This is a genomic window from Acinetobacter sp. CWB-G5, assembly GCF_019209785.1.
GTDB lineage: Bacteria > Pseudomonadota > Gammaproteobacteria > Pseudomonadales > Moraxellaceae > Acinetobacter > Acinetobacter johnsonii.
This window is the reverse complement of sequence record NZ_JAHUTF010000011.1, coordinates 1-15,575: the sequence shown is the minus strand read 5'-3', so window position 1 is coordinate 15,575 and position 15,575 is coordinate 1. Positions and strand designations below refer to the sequence as shown.

Sequence of the window (15,575 nt, the reverse complement as noted above, 5' to 3'; positions counted from 1 at the left end):
AAAGCCTGAGTTAACCCAAGCCTTTTAATACTTAAACTGTGTCACTTGTGAATTGTTGATTTAGAATTCAATATATAAAAAAACCACCCATGCGGGTGGTTTTTGTCTATCAACGCAGACCGAATTAACGGTTGATGTCGCGTTGAACTTCGCCAGTGTAAAGCTGACGAGGACGACCGATCTTATACGGACCGCTGTGCATTTCTAACCAGTGGCTGATCCAACCAACAGTACGTGCAAGCGCGAAGATCACTGTAAACATTTCTGTCGGGATACCAATCGCTTTAAGGATGATACCTGAGTAGAAGTCTACGTTCGGGTATAAGTTACGTTTGATGAAGTATTCATCAGAAAGCGCGATACGTTCAAGTTCCATAGCAAGAGCAAGCTGTGGATCGTTGATGCCAAGCGCACCAAGAACTTCGTCGCAAGTTTCTTTCATTACTTTCGCACGTGGATCGAAGTTTTTGTACACACGGTGACCGAAGCCCATGAGTTTAACTTCTTTAGTTTTCACTTTTTCCATGAAGTCAGCAACGTTCTCTACAGTGCCGATTTCATCAAGCATCTTAAGAACAGCTTCGTTCGCGCCGCCGTGAGCAGGGCCCCAAAGTGCAGAGATACCTGCAGCGATACATGCATATGGGTTCGCACCAGTAGAACCAGCTAAACGTACTGTAGACGTAGAAGCATTTTGTTCGTGGTCAGCGTGAAGCGTGAAGATACGGTCCATTGCTTTAGCAAGGATAGGATCTACTTTGTAATCACGGTCTGCTGGAGTAGCAAACATCATGTATAAGAAGTTTTCAGCGTAGCTTAAGTCATTACGTGGGTAAACGAATGGTTGACCAACAGTGTACTTGTAGCTCCACGCAGCCAAAGTAGGTACTTTAGCAATTAGGCGGATCGCTGTAATTTCACGGTGATCAACATTTTCGATGTCTAAGTTGTTGTGATAGAACGCAGAAAGCGCACCAACTACACCAACCATGATCGCCATAGGGTGAGCATCGCGACGGAAACCATTGAAGAAGCGGCTAACTTGATCGTGAACCATAGTGTGGTTACGAACTTTAGCATCAAATACTTCTTTTTGTTCAGCTGTTGGAAGCTCGCCATTGAGAAGTAAGTAGCAAGTTTCTAAGTAGTCAGCTTTAGTTGCTAACTGGTCGATTGGGTAGCCACGGTGTAAAAGCACACCTTTGTTACCGTCGATGAAAGTGATTTTAGACTCGCATGCAGCAGTAGCCATAAAACCAGGATCAAAAGTGAAGTGACCTGCGGCCAATACATCCTTAACGTCGATTACATCTGGGCCCAATGTGCCGCTGTAAATTGGTAATTCAATTTCTTTGCCATCAAGCTGTAAAACGGCTTTTTTGCCAGTTGCTTCAGACATTCAATAGATCTCCTGTCCTGGTGAATGATTTATCTGACTCGAAATACTCATCTTTTAATGCACGAATCAGACGGATTAAAAATTTGCTCTAAGAGTAGAGAGTGCTGAAATTTTGTCAATTATACTTATGGATAAAATGATGACTTCCGAAGTTATAGTTAAGATTTAATCCATTAAAATTTGCATAAAATCACAGCACCGACACACTATAATAAGTTAATTCAAGGAGCAAGTGCATAAATAAAAAATGTTGCTGGCGCAATTGTAAGCAGTTTTATATTGAAGAAAGCGCTTGAAAAGAAACAGAATTCAAGTCGTCATATATTTACATTTATTATGATTCTCGTAACTTACGCATCATTTTAAAAAGAAAATGCTGCTTTCGTAGTCATTGTTAAAAACAATAAGTGACTCAAAAAAAATGATTTAATTGTATAAAAAATAGCTTATTTGGTATTTCGAAAACGATATATAAGTCACTTTTTTTATTTATACGGATGTGAAAAAATTGTTTTAATTAAAATTTATTACGAGATATTTCAATCTTGTAGGGGATTAATCTCCTGCACCAACATCATGCATATTTATGCCACTATATTAAAATAAAATAATGAACATTTTATATATAAATAAAAAATGATTAAAATAAAGCAGTGAAATTAGCCAGTTTTAAAAACAAGACTTTTTTGTGCATCTTTAGTCTAAAGTCGAATTTTACCGTTTTTGTATAAATTTTAGCGCTTGAATTTGGTGTTTATTTTATAAAAACCAACCATATAGCTGAGATTTGAAGCTAAAGTATTGTAGCGCAAGGTATTTATCTATGTGTTAATGATTCTTATTTAAAGAATTTTTATGCAAAAAGGCCAAGGGCATTGTTTGTATTTTGATAGTTCACGTCTTATAATTCAGTGTCGTTTTAAGTTCAAACGCTATTTAATTTAGAGTTTTAAAGTAGCTGCTGAACAATGCCAGCTTTCCTTCGAATTAATTCCAACAAACTCCGGATGGAGTTTTTACTTACAGGATGCCCGCTGTGAAAAGCAACAGACCTGTCAATTTGTCCATGGGTCAAGTTTTAGAAGTAAACTTAAAATCCCCTGTGGCTATTGCATCAATTTTACACCGTCTATCTGGTGTCATCGTATTTTTACTCGTACCGGTACTTTTATGGATTTTAGACAAGTCATTGTCTTCTCCAGAAGGTTTTGCGCAAGTGCAAGCTATTTTCAATAGTTTCATCGTGCGTTTTGTCGTATGGGTATTTGTAGCCGGCTTAATTTTCCACTTTATTGCGGGTGTTAAGCATTTACTTGCGGATCTTGGCGTTGCTGAAGAACTGCAAAGTGGTCGTGTCGCAGCTACTATTTCATTGATCTTGTCTGCAATCGGTATCATTGCGGCATTTGTATGGATTGTTATCTAATGAAAAGTGCTACTGGTTTAACGGGTTCAGGTTCTCGTGATTGGTTTATCCAACGCGTAAGTGCTGTCGTATTAGCAGTTTATACGGTTGTTGTTTTAGGTTGGATCCTATGCAATGGCGGTTTTAGCTACGAACAGTGGTACGGCTTTATGATGACAGCTCCAATGAAGATCTTATCTTTATTAGCCGTCTTATCTCTTGTTGCACATGCATGGATTGGTATGTGGCAAGTATTCACAGACTATGTGACTACTCGTCAAATGGGTCCTTCAGCTTCAGGTTTACGCCTTGTACTGACTTCAGCAGTAATTATTGCTGTATTTGCATATGCGATCTGGGCAATCCAGATTTTTTGGGCGAATTGATAGGAATAGATCATGGGCGCTATAACCCCTAAAGAAGATTACACAAATATTCCACACGAAACTTTCGATGCTGTCATCGTTGGTGGTGGTGGTTCAGGTATGCGCGCGTCTTACCAACTTGCTCAAGCTGGTTTAAAAGTTGCGGTTCTGACTAAAGTATTCCCAACACGTTCTCATACAGTTGCAGCGCAGGGCGGTATTGGTGCATCTCTTGGTAACATGCAAGAAGATAACTGGCATTACCACTTCTACGATACTGTTAAAGGTTCTGACTGGTTAGGTGACCAAGACGCGATTGAATTCATGACGCGTGAAGCACCACAAGTGGTTTATGAACTAGAACACTTGGGTATGCCATTTGACCGTAACGCAGACGGTACGATTTACCAGCGTCCATTCGGTGGTCACTCTGCAAACTACGGTGAAAAAGCGGTTCCACGTGCTTGTGCTGCTGCCGACCGTACAGGTCACGCACTTCTTCACACGCTTTATCAAAGCAACGTGAAGATGGGTACTCAATTCTTCGTTGAATGGATTGCACTTGACTTAATCCGTAACGAAGCGGGTGATGTACTGGGTGTAACTGCATACGACCAAGAAACGGGTAAAATTGCAGTATTCCAAGCAAAAGCGACATTATTTGCTACAGGTGGGGCGGGTCGTGTTTACCGTGCATCAACTAACGCATATATCAACACTGGTGACGGTCTTGGTATGGCGGCTCGTGCAGGTATTCCATTACAAGATATGGAATTCTGGCAATTCCACCCGACAGGTGTTGCGGGCGCAGGCGTATTGTTGACAGAAGGCTGTCGTGGTGAAGGTGCAATCCTTCGTAACGATGCTGGTGAGCCATTCATGGAACGCTATGCACCAACTTTAAAAGACTTGGCACCACGTGACTTCGTATCACGTTCTATGGACCAAGAAATTAAAGAAGGTCGTGGTTGTGGTCCTAAGAAAGATTACATCTTGCTTGATATGACACACTTGGGTGCGGAAACGATCATGAAACGTCTTCCATCTGTATTTGAGATTGGTAAGAAATTCGCGAACGTTGACATCACCAAAGAGCCAATTCCAGTTGTACCAACAATTCACTACCAAATGGGTGGTATTCCAACGAATATCCACGGTCAAGTGGTTGTGCCTGAAGGTTCTGAAACTGAAGCATTTGCAGCACATTATGACAAAGATAGCGATATCTATTCGACTAATGCGGGCGATCGTAACTTTACGAAACCTGTTAAAGGCTTCTATGCAATTGGTGAATGTTCTTGCGTGTCTGTACATGGTGCAAACCGTTTAGGTACGAACTCGCTACTAGACTTGGTTGTATTTGGTAAAGCTGCGGGTGAGCACATCATTGACTACGTGACTAAACATCACGGTGATGAATACCAACCGCTTCCTACGACTGTACTTGAGCAAACTGTTGCACGTATCCGTAAATTGGATGATTCAACAACTGGTGAAAATGCCCAAGAAGTTGCAGATGCAATTCGTGACATCGTTCAAGATCATGCTGGTGTATTCCGTACAACTGCACTTCTTGAAGAAGGTGTGAAGCAGATTCTTGCGATTGAACCGCGTGTACGCAATATTCACTTGAAAGACAAATCTAAAGTATTTAACACTGCGCGTGTAGAGGCTTTAGAAGTTGAAAACTTGTATGAAGTGGCTAAAGCAACATTGATCTCAGCAGCAGCTCGTAAAGAGTGCCGTGGTGCGCATACGGTTGTAGACTTTGAAGAGTCGCCAGATCATCCAGCTTACCCATATGGTCGTCGTGATGATGAGTGGATGAAGCACACATTATGGTTCTCTAGCGATAACCGTCTTGAGTACAAGCCAGTACGTTATAAGCCATTGTCAGTTGCTGCAATTCCACCTAAACCACGTACATTCTAATTGGGAGAAGTAAGATGAGTAGAGGTACTCGTACATTTAATATCTACCGCTACGATCCTGATAAGGATGCAGCGCCGTACATGCAAACTTTCAAGTTAGAATTGACTGATAAGCACCGTATGTTGCTTGATGCGCTTCTTGCATTGAAAGTACAGGATGAATCATTAACATTCCGCCGTTCATGCCGTGAAGGTATTTGTGGTTCGGATGGTGTAAACATCAATGGTAAAAATGGTTTAGCGTGTCTTTGGAACCTAAACGACTTACCAGAAGTGATCACAGTTCGTCCTTTACCTGGTTTGCCGGTGGTTAAAGATTTAGTTGTGGATATGAATCAGTTCTACGATCAGTACAACAAAATTCACCCATTCTTGATCAACAACCAACCTGCGCCGCCAAAAGAGCGTTTACAGTCTCCTGAAGAGCGTGAACACTTAGATGGTTTATACGAATGTATTCTTTGTGCATGTTGTTCAACTTCATGCCCATCATTCTGGTGGAACCCAGACAAGTTCTTGGGGCCTTCAGCATTGTTGAATGCATACCGTTTTATCATCGACTCTCGTGATACAGCAACTCAAGAGCGTTTGGCTCGTCTAGACGACCCATTCTCGCTATTCCGTTGTAAAGGCATCATGAACTGTGTATCAGTCTGTCCTAAAGGTTTGAACCCAACTAAAGCAATCGGTCACATCCGTAACATGCTTTTAGATGTAGCGGGTTAATCTGTAGGCTGATTTATCAGTTAAAAAAAGCACACCTTCAGGGTGTGCTTTTTTATTTGTATAGCTATATTTTTGCAATTAAAAATAAAGTTGAGTGAAAGTGTGAGGTTGGCACTATTTTTGTTTGTGATAGGTGGCTTTTGTGGAAATTGCACCAGATTGGTGAAAAGCGCGGCGATTTAAAACAAATGTCATAAATAAGTGCAAGTATGAGTCTGCAAAAAAAGTTATGAAGATGTTAATATGGATGTTGTTGATGGGGAGGGCATATTGAAAGATGATGCTCTCTTTTCGTATGTGTTTTTTGGAGTAGACTTTGGTCTACGTTGAAACTCAGTTTTATTTAAAGCACCATATATTAGATGAAATTTTGATATGTGTATTTCGCCAATTTATGAAAGGTATGTGTCAAAAAAATCAATTGAAATATGGGGAGTATGTTAAAATTTTTGCACGTTTATATTTAAAAAGTGTGCGTTAAATATGTACATTAATTCAACATTTAAGCCGCATTAGAGCGAGTATAAATGAAGAGTTAGTCGCTTTAGAAAAAATAATGCAACGCCTTATTTTTTCTAAGTCGATTTGCAAAAAATTGCTCGGTTTTGGCCGGGTATGAATGAGTGATGATGCCGCTGAGGGCGTTATGATTCATTGTCACATTGGGTAATTCTAATGTAGTGATAACGCCTCATGGCATCCGCCTTATGGGGACTAATGTCATGTTACCAATTTGACATTACTAATCATGGGTTCGCTTAAAAAGCATCCTGAAATGTTTTTGCAATAGGAAATGGGTCCACAAATGCAAGAAGTTGCTGACGCATTGCGTCTTGACACTGAACTTTCCGCTGATAGTGCAGCGTATATTGAAGAACTTTATGAGCAGTACTTGGCTGCACCAGACTCAGTAGAAGCTGACTGGCGTGCATACTTCGATAAATACCCGAAAGGTGATCAACCACACAGCAATGTACGTGAGCAATTCTTATTACTAGGTCGTAATTCAAGTCGTGTTCAAGCAGTGGTACAAAGTTCTGTTAGTACAGAACATGAACGTCGTCAAATTGGCGTACTACAACTGATTGCAGCGTACCGTAACCGCGGTCACCAAAAAGCGAAGCTTGATCCTTTAGGTTTGGCAAAACGTGAAATCGTGCCAGATCTTGACCTTGCTGCACATGGCTTAACCCAATCTGATTTCGACACTGTATTCAATACAGGTAATCTTTTGATTGGTAAAGACGAAGCAACTCTAGGTGAAATGGTTCAAGCCATGGAAGCAACGTACTGTGCTTCAATTGGTGCAGAATACATGCACATTGTTGATACCAAAGAAAAACGTTGGATTCAACAACGCCTTGAAGGTGCACGTGGTCAATTTAACTTCACTGCAGAACAGAAAAAACACGTATTAGAGCGTTTAACTGCGGCTGAAGGCCTAGAAAAATTCCTAGGTAATAAATACGTTGGCGCAAAACGTTTCGGCGTGGAAGGTGGTGAATCTTTCATTCCAATGGTTGATGCTTTAATTCAGCGTGCAGGTTCTGTAGGTTGTAAAGAAGTGGTCATTGGTATGCCACACCGTGGTCGTTTGAACCTTCTTGTAAACATCATGGGTAAAAACCCAGCAGACCTATTTGGTGAGTTCGAAGGTAAGAGCTTACATAAAAAAGGTTCTGGTGACGTTAAATACCACCAAGGTTTCTCTTCAAACGTAATGACTCAAGGTGGCGAAGTTCACTTGGCATTGGCGTTTAACCCATCACACTTAGAAATCGTTGGCCCTGTGGTTGAAGGTTCAGTACGTGCACGTCAAGTACGTCGTAAAGATATTGGTGGCGATGACGTATTGCCAGTAATTGTTCACGGTGATGCTGCATTTGCAGGTCAAGGTGTTAACCAAGAAACCTTCCAAATGTCACAAACACGTGGCTATACAGTGGGTGGCACGGTTCACATTGTGGTGAATAACCAAGTTGGTTTCACAACATCTGATCCACGTGATGCGCGTTCTACAGAATACTGTACCGACATCGCGAAAATGATCCAAGCACCGATTTTCCATGTGAACGGTGATGATCCTGAATCAGTATTGTTTGTTGCGCAATTGGCACATGACTTCCGTCATACTTTCCGTAAAGACGTTGTCATTGACATGTTCTGTTACCGCCGCCGTGGTCACAACGAAGCGGACGAGCCAGCTGCAACTCAGCCAATGATGTATCAAGTCATCAACAAGAAAACGACAACGCGTGCGCTGTATGCAGACCAATTGGTTCAAGAAAGCGTATTAGACCGTGCTAAAGCGGATCAAATGGTTGAAGATTACCGTGCTGATTTAGAAGCTGGTAAGCACGTTGCAAATGCATTGGTACTTGAACCAAATACAAAAATGTTTGTAGATTGGGCACCGTACTTAGGACATGACTATACAGACGTATGGGATACCACATGTTCTGAAGATCGCTTAAAAGAGCTTGGTCGCAAAATGCGCGAGCTTCCTGAAGGCTTCGTGATGCAGCGTCAAGTTGCAAAAGTGATTGATGATCGCTTAAAAATGCAAACTGGCGAAATGCCATTGAACTGGGGTGCTGCAGAAACTTTGGCTTATGCATCTATTTTAGATGATGGCTATTTGGTTCGTTTGACAGGTGAAGATGTAGGTCGTGGTACCTTCTCACACCGTCATGCAAAACTGCATAACCAAGTGGATGGTTCAACGTACATTCCACTTTGCCATATCAAAGAAAATCAACCACGTACTGCTATTTATGACTCATTATTGTCTGAAATGGCGGTGTTAGGTTTTGAGTATGGTTATGCCACGACTCTGCCTAAGAGTTTGATCATTTGGGAAGCACAATTTGGTGACTTCGCAAACTGTGCACAGGTGGTAATCGATCAGTTCATCGCATCAGGTGAAACCAAGTGGGAGCGTGTGTGTGGTTTAACCTTACTTCTTCCTCACGGTTTTGAAGGTCAAGGTCCAGAGCACTCATCTGCACGTTTAGAGCGTTTCTTACAGCTATGTGCTGAAGACAACATGCAAGTGATGACACCGACTACGCCTGCACAGATTTTCCATGCTTTACGTCGTCAAGCGATTCGCCCAATTCGTAAGCCAATGATCATCATGTCACCGAAGTCTTTACTTCGTCACAAGCTTGCAACGTCTACTTTAAGTGAACTTGCAAATGGTACATTCCAAACTGTGATTGATGAAATCGACAACATCAACAAAGCAGACGTAACACGTTTAGTGCTTTGTGGTGGTAAGGTTTACTATGACTTGCTTGAGAAACGTCGTGAGCAAGAGTTGAATAACACTGCAATCGTTCGTATTGAACAATTGTATCCATACCCTGAACAACGTATTGCTGAAGTTCTTGCTCAATATCCAAATGTGAAAGACATCGTTTGGACGCAAGAAGAGCCGAAGAACCAAGGCGCTTGGTTATTTATTGCTCCTCGTCTATATGATGATGTAATGAAGTCGGCTAAACCAGTACGTATCAGTTATGCAGGTCGTGAAGCTTCTGCTGCACCGGCTTGTGGTTCACCATATTTGCATGCAAAACAACAAGCTCAGCTCGTAAATGACGCTTTAGCGATCGTAGCTGAATAACAGGAGATTCTTAGTAATGGCAACCGAAATTAAAGCACCGGTATTCCCTGAGTCAGTTGCGGACGGAACAATCGCAACTTGGCACAAACAACCAGGTGAAGCAGTATCACGTGATGAAGTGATCTGTGATATTGAAACAGATAAAGTTGTTTTAGAAGTTGTTGCTCCTGCTGACGGTACAATTGCATCGATCATTAAAGGTGAAGGTGACACTGTTCTTTCAAATGAAGTGATTGCACAGTTTGAAGAAGGTGCTGTATCTGGCGCTGCGCAAACTGAAGCAGTTCAGTCTGAAGCGAAAGTAGAACAAGCAGTTACTCAAACTGAAGCGGGTGCTGCACCAGTCGTTGAACGTGCTCAAGTTGCTGATCAAGCGCCTGCTGTGCGTAAGGCATTGACTGAGTCTGGTATTCCAGCTGCTGATGTTGCGGGTACAGGTCGTGGTGGTCGTATCACGAAAGAAGATGTAGCAAATCACCAAACTAAGCCAGCAGCTCCAGCTGCAGCACCATTAAGTGTTGCTGTGGGTGAGCGTGTTGAGAAACGTGTTCCAATGACACGTCTTCGTAAGCGTGTTGCTGAGCGTCTGCTTGCTGCAACTCAAGAAACTGCAATGTTGACGACGTTTAACGAAGTGAACATGAAGCCAATCATGGAAATGCGTGCACAATACAAAGACGCATTTGAGAAGCGTCACGGTGCGCGTCTTGGCTTTATGTCTTTCTTTGTTAAAGCTGCAACTGAAGCGCTTAAACGCTACCCAGCAGTTAACGCTTCAATTGACGGTGATGACATTGTTTACCACGGTTACTATGACATCGGTGTAGCAGTATCTTCTGAGCGTGGTCTAGTTGTACCTGTACTTCGTGATACTGATCGCATGAACTATGCTGAAGTTGAAAATGGTATCCGTGACTTTGCTTATAAAGCACGTGATGGCAAATTGGGCATCGAAGACATGACTGGCGGTACGTTCACAATCACCAACGGTGGTACTTTCGGTTCATTGTTGTCGACTCCGATCTTGAATACACCGCAAACTGCGATTTTGGGTATGCATAAAATCCAAGAGCGTCCAATGGCTGTAAACGGTCAAGTAGAAATCTTACCGATGATGTATTTAGCGCTTTCTTATGACCACCGTCTAATCGATGGTAAAGAAGCAGTTGGTTTCCTTGTAACAATCAAAGAATTGTTAGAAGAACCAGCTAAATTGATCCTTGACCTTTAATTCTAAAGAATAAAACATGGGCTTAGAGCGATCCTCTAAGCCCATTTTTGGAGATAAAAATGTCTCAACAATTTGATCTTGTTGTAATTGGCGGTGGCCCAGGTGGCTATGAAGCAGCGATTCGTGCAGCGCAATTAGGTTTTAAAGTTGCTTGTATCGAAAAACGTATTCACAAAGGCAAACCATCTTTAGGTGGTACTTGCTTAAATGTGGGTTGTATTCCTTCTAAAGCTTTACTTGATTCTTCTCACCGCTACGAAGATACAGTTCATCATTTAGATGATCACGGTATTACAACAGGTGAAGTGAAGTTTGACTTGGCTAAACTTCTTGATCGTAAAGATAAAATCGTAAACCAATTAACTATGGGTATCGACGGCCTTCTTAAAGGGAATGGTATCGAATGGTTAAAAGGTACTGGTAAATTACTTGCTGGTAAAAAAGTTGAGTTTGTTTCTCATGAAGGTGAAACTCAAATTTTAGAGCCAAAATATGTGATTCTTGCATCTGGTTCTGTGCCTGTAAATATTCCTGTAGCTCCTGTTGATCAAGACATTATTGTTGATTCAACTGGTGCTTTAGAATTCCAAGAAGTTCCTAAGCGTTTAGGTGTTATTGGTGCTGGCGTAATTGGTTTAGAACTTGGTTCAGTATGGCGTCGTTTAGGTGCTGAAGTTGTTGTATTTGAAGCAATGGATGCATTCTTACCAATGGCTGATAAAGCATTGGCTAAAGATTACCAAAAATTATTGACTAAACAAGGTTTAGACATTCGCGTTGGCGCTAAAGTTGCAGGTACTGAAGTTAACGGTCGTGAAGTAACCGTTAAGTACACGCAAGGTGGCGAAGAAAAAACTCAAACTTTCGATAAATTAATTGTTTGTGTTGGTCGTCGTGCTTATGCAGAAGGTTTATTGGCTGATGATTCAGGTATTAAACTCACTGAACGTGGTTTAGTTGAAGTGAACGATTGGTGTGGAACTTCTGTTGAAGGTGTATATGCAATTGGTGACTTGGTACGTGGTCCAATGCTTGCGCATAAAGCAATGGAAGAAGGAGTAATGGCTGTTGAACGTATTCACGGTCATGCTGCACAAGTCAACTATGACACAATCATTTCTGTAATCTATACACACCCAGAAGCGGCGTGGGTAGGTTTAACAGAAGAGCAAGCGAAAGAAAAAGGCCATGAAGTAAAAACGGGTCAATTCGGTTTCGCTGCAAATGGTCGTGCAATGGCTGCTGGTGAAAATGCAGGTTTCGTGAAGTTCGTTGCAGATGCAAAAACAGATCGTTTACTGGGTATGCACGTGATTGGACCAGCAGCGTCTGATATCGTTCATCAAGGTATGATTGCACTTGAATTTGTATCAAGTGTTGAAGATCTTCAATTGATGACATTTGGTCATCCAACTTTCTCTGAAGTTGTGCATGAAGCTGCACTTGCAGTGGATGGTCGAGCGATTCACGCAATTCAGCGTAAACGCAAATAAGACAACGAAAAGAGCGACTACGGTCGCTCTTTTTTGTTTCAGGTGTTGTCTTCTCATGAAGAATCATCTAAAAATAAAGACAAGAAGTTTTAAAAATCCAAAATGGTTACTGTGATAGTAACCAGTTTCGGTGCAACAAAAAGTAAATAAGCAGTAATAAAAAGGTTAGTCGATGAATTTACATGAATATCAAGCTAAAGCGCTATTAAAAAAATATGGTATGCCTGTCCAAGAGGGCGTACTTGCCACCACTCCAGACGAAGCAGTAAAAGCCTTTCATCAAATAGGCGGAAAATTTGCTGTCATGAAAGCCCAAGTGCATGCGGGTGGTCGTGGTAAGGCGGGTGGCGTAAAAGTTGTAAAGTCAGCAACGGAAGCTGCTGAATATGCAAAAAGCATCATCGGGACCAACCTTGTTACCTATCAAACCGATAGCCATGGCCAACCTGTAAATAGCGTACTTGTCGCGGAAGATGTTTATCCTGTAGAGCGTGAACTGTATTTAGGTGCAGTGGTTGACCGCTCAAGTCGTCGTGTGACCTTTATGGCTTCAACCGAAGGTGGCGTTGAAATTGAAAAGGTTGCTGAAGAAACCCCAGAAAAAATTATCAAAGTTGAAGTCGATCCTTTGGTTGGCTTATTGCCATTTCAAGCACGCGAAGTTGCATTTAAGTTGAACCTTAAAGATGGTCAAGTGAATCAATTTGTGAAAGTGATGTCTGCTGCGTATCAAGCATTCATCGAGAATGACTTTGCTTTATTTGAGATTAACCCGCTATCTGTACGTGAAAATGGTGACATCCTATGTGTCGATGCCAAAGTGGGGATTGACTCAAACGCGCTGTACCGTTTACCAGAAATTGCTGCGCTGCGCGATAAGTCACAGGAAAATGAACGTGAGTTAAAAGCGTCTGAATTTGACCTTAACTACGTCGCGCTTGAAGGCAACATTGGCTGTATGGTTAATGGTGCAGGCCTTGCGATGGCAACCATGGATATTATTAAACTTTATGGCGGCCAACCTGCGAACTTCCTTGATGTCGGTGGTGGTGCAACTAAAGACCGTGTGATTGAAGCGTTTAAAATTATTCTGGCAGATACCTCTGTACAAGGGGTATTGATTAATATCTTCGGTGGAATTGTACGTTGTGACATGATTGCTGAAGCAATTATTGCAGCGGTTCAAGAAGTAAATGTGACCGTACCTGTAGTTGTTCGTTTAGAAGGGAACAATGCTGAATTGGGTGCCAAATTACTTGATGAATCGGGTTTAAAACTTATTTCTGCAAATGGCTTGTCGGATGCCGCAGAAAAAATTGTTGCTGCAGTAAAAGCGTAAGGAGTATCAATATGAGCGTATTAATTAATAAAGACACCAAAGTATTGGTACAAGGTTTTACAGGTAAAAACGGTACATTTCACTCAGCACAAGCACTAGATTATGGAACTAAAGTCGTTGGCGGGGTAACTCCTGGTAAAGGTGGCACAACCCATTTAGATTTACCTGTATTTAACACCATGAAAGATGCAGTTGCAGGCACAGGCGCAGATGCGACTGTGATTTATGTGCCAGCACCGTTTGTATTAGATTCAATTATTGAGGCAGTGGATTCAGGTGTTGGACTGATTGTGGTCATCACAGAAGGCGTGCCAACTTTAGACATGCTCAAAGCTAAGCGTTATCTTGAAACCAATGGTAATGGTACGCGTCTGATTGGTCCAAACTGTCCGGGTATTATTACTCCGGGTGAATGTAAGATTGGGATTATGCCGGGTCATATTCACCAACCGGGTAAAATTGGTATTATCTCGCGTTCAGGTACGTTGACTTATGAGGCGGTTGCTCAAACGACGAAACTGGGCTTAGGACAATCAACCTGTATTGGTATTGGTGGTGATCCAATTCCGGGCATGAACCAAATTGATTGTTTGAAACTGTTCCAAGAAGATCCGCAAACTGAAGCGATAATCATGATTGGTGAGATTGGTGGTACGGCTGAAGAAGAAGCAGCTGAATATATTCAATCGCATGTGACTAAACCTGTGGTGGGTTATATTGCAGGTGTAACAGCACCGAAAGGCAAGCGTATGGGACATGCGGGAGCAATTATTTCTGGTGGTAAAGGTACTGCTGAAGAAAAGTTTGCAGCATTTGAAAAGGCGGGGATGGCGTATACACGTAGCCCAGCAGAACTCGGTTCAACGATGTTCCAACTTTTAAAGGATAATGGTTTAGTTTAAGCTTTTTATATTTTAAAGGAAAAAGCCGTAGGTGTTAATTGCACATGCGGCTTTTTTGTGGGGAGTATTTTAGTTTGCTCTAAGACAAAAAATAATATGAGGGTTTAAAGTAACTTAATCCCTGTTGAAAATTATATTCTGCCGCATTGAAAAAGCCATACTGAACAAAAGATAAAATGGTGAAATTAGAGCAAGATTTGCTATGTACCTACCAATCTGAGTATCGATAAATATTTAGTGAGCAATGTTTCTATAGAGGACTATGCTATATTCATAATTAAAATAATTCTTTTGAAGACATAGTATTGCAGATGTTGAAGCCGATTCATTTATTATTTTTCCGCTGCTTATTCTTATTCGGATTGGCGATGAATAGCGCTTATGCTGAAAATGAAGATGTCTATTTGGCAGAGTCTTTGAGTGATGATATCTTCCACCATTATCAGCAGTTAGCTGCACAACATGATGAAGAGGAAAACGATTATACATTGATCAATAATGATTTTTATGAGAATGAGTATATTCGCGTATTTAACTACACGGCTTACAATTCGGATAGTTTGAGTCATAAATTGGGGACAGGGGAGTTTCACGGTTCTGACTTGGATATGCTTGGTGTTTCTTTTGGGTATGGTATCGAAATTAAAGTTAATAAAAGAAATAAAGTTGGATATGAGTACCTTTCAAATTTTCCTTATGATCGTGGGCAATTGATCCGTTTCTTTTGGGTGTTTTTGCACTAAATAGCTTAATTCTATTTATTCATAAAAATTTTTTTCCGTTACTGTTTAGAATGTTTTCACTCAATTGTAAGGTCTAGGATGTTTACATTAATTCTTTGAATTCACTAGTGGCGAGTGAGTCGACTTAAGAACGAAGATAACTTAAATTTTTATAATAGATGATGGGCTTACTGTGCTGAGTGAATTCTTAGGTTTATCGTTTTAAAAGCTTAAATGTGTATTTTGTAGAAAGTTGAATATTAAAGCAGATGATAAAAACGCGACAGATCGTCGCGTTTTTTGATTGTAAGTTGTACTAGTTCAAACCTAATCTGACAGTTACCGATATTTGCTTAAGACTGTCAGGTTAAATTTGAGCTAAATTCTTTTCAGCCCAAATACGTTTTCCATCGAGTAATGTTGCAAATGGCGTT

Annotated in this window: 11 protein-coding genes; 10 read left to right on the top strand and 1 reads right to left on the bottom strand. The window is 41.2% G+C overall.

Going from position 1 to position 15,575, the window contains the following annotated elements; translation table 11 throughout:
- Positions 1-124 precede the first annotated feature (124 nt).
- Positions 125-1,399: a citrate synthase gene (gene gltA / locus KVY11_RS14135; RefSeq protein WP_004695551.1), complete on the bottom strand. Its 1,275-nt coding sequence runs from the start codon at positions 1,397-1,399 to the stop codon at positions 125-127.
- 1,027 nt (positions 1,400-2,426) lie between these two features.
- On the opposite strand from gltA, the gene sdhC reads away from it, so the two are divergent.
- The 10 genes from sdhC (at position 2,427) to KVY11_RS14085 (ending at position 15,162) form a co-directional block, all read left to right on the top strand.
- Positions 2,427-2,825, top strand: coding sequence for a succinate dehydrogenase, cytochrome b556 subunit (gene sdhC, locus KVY11_RS14130; protein WP_142769276.1), 399 nt, complete (start codon positions 2,427-2,429; stop codon positions 2,823-2,825).
- Complete coding sequence (gene sdhD, locus KVY11_RS14125) at positions 2,825-3,190, top strand: succinate dehydrogenase, hydrophobic membrane anchor protein (protein ID WP_004695554.1); 366 nt, start codon at positions 2,825-2,827, stop codon at positions 3,188-3,190. Before sdhC ends, sdhD begins: the two co-directional genes overlap by 1 nt.
- A 12-nt stretch (positions 3,191-3,202) precedes the next feature.
- Positions 3,203-5,101, top strand: a complete 1,899-nt coding sequence (locus KVY11_RS14120) for an FAD-binding protein (protein ID WP_125273218.1) — start codon at positions 3,203-3,205, stop codon at positions 5,099-5,101.
- A 14-nt stretch (positions 5,102-5,115) separates the two neighbouring features.
- Positions 5,116-5,826, top strand: coding sequence for a succinate dehydrogenase iron-sulfur subunit (locus tag KVY11_RS14115; protein ID WP_005400410.1), 711 nt, complete (start codon positions 5,116-5,118; stop codon positions 5,824-5,826).
- A gap of 805 nt (positions 5,827-6,631) precedes the next feature.
- Positions 6,632-9,454: a 2-oxoglutarate dehydrogenase E1 component gene (locus KVY11_RS14110; RefSeq protein ID WP_218289337.1), complete on the top strand. Its 2,823-nt coding sequence runs from the start codon at positions 6,632-6,634 to the stop codon at positions 9,452-9,454.
- Between the two features lie 16 nt (positions 9,455-9,470).
- Positions 9,471-10,685 (top strand): 2-oxoglutarate dehydrogenase complex dihydrolipoyllysine-residue succinyltransferase, encoded by a 1,215-nt coding sequence (odhB, locus tag KVY11_RS14105; RefSeq protein ID WP_062033969.1) that lies wholly within the window; start codon positions 9,471-9,473, stop codon positions 10,683-10,685.
- Positions 10,686-10,744: 59 nt separating this feature from the next.
- Positions 10,745-12,178, top strand: a complete 1,434-nt coding sequence (gene lpdA / locus KVY11_RS14100) for a dihydrolipoyl dehydrogenase (RefSeq protein WP_218289304.1) — start codon at positions 10,745-10,747, stop codon at positions 12,176-12,178.
- Positions 12,179-12,350: 172 nt separating this feature from the next.
- Positions 12,351-13,517 (top strand): ADP-forming succinate--CoA ligase subunit beta, encoded by a 1,167-nt coding sequence (sucC, locus tag KVY11_RS14095; protein ID WP_218289303.1) that lies wholly within the window; start codon positions 12,351-12,353, stop codon positions 13,515-13,517.
- Positions 13,518-13,528: 11 nt separating this feature from the next.
- On the top strand, positions 13,529-14,419 hold the full coding sequence (sucD, locus tag KVY11_RS14090) for a succinate--CoA ligase subunit alpha (protein WP_159152588.1): 891 nt from the start codon (positions 13,529-13,531) through the stop codon (positions 14,417-14,419).
- A 311-nt stretch (positions 14,420-14,730) separates the two neighbouring features.
- On the top strand, positions 14,731-15,162 hold the full coding sequence (locus tag KVY11_RS14085) for a hypothetical protein (protein WP_159152587.1): 432 nt from the start codon (positions 14,731-14,733) through the stop codon (positions 15,160-15,162).
- Positions 15,163-15,575: the final 413 nt, after the last annotated feature.